Here is a 377-nt window from a genome sequence, read left to right as displayed (position 1 = left end):
ACCATGAAACGATCATAATCGAGACGCGTGGCAAGGTCGGGCTGATCACGCTGAACCGGCCAAAGGCGCTCAATGCGTTGAATTCCCAGATCCTTGCTGAACTCGTCTCGGCCGTGAACGGTTTCTGCGCCGATCCTGGCATCGGCGCCATGGTTGTTACCGGTTCCGACAAGGCCTTCGCCGCCGGTGCCGACATCAAGGAAATGCAGGCGATCTCCTACGCGGATGCCTACAGCCAGGACTTCTTCGCTGGCTGGGAAGAGTTCACGCGGGCACGAAAGCCGATCATCGCGGCGGTGGCCGGCTATGCCCTGGGAGGCGGCTGCGAACTCGCCATGATGTGCGACTTCATCATTGCCGCCGATACAGCCAAATTC

1 protein-coding gene is annotated in these 377 nt (G+C 59.9%); it reads left to right on the top strand.

From position 1 onward, the window contains the following. A partial coding sequence (locus X744_RS139610; RefSeq protein ID WP_023763267.1) for an enoyl-CoA hydratase-related protein occupies positions 1-377 on the top strand: 377 nt, incomplete at both ends.

This window comes from Mesorhizobium sp. LNHC252B00, assembly GCF_000502955.1.
GTDB lineage: Bacteria > Pseudomonadota > Alphaproteobacteria > Rhizobiales > Rhizobiaceae > Mesorhizobium.
Note: the sequence above shows the minus strand (reverse complement) of the source record. Positions and strands in the feature narration are given on the sequence as shown.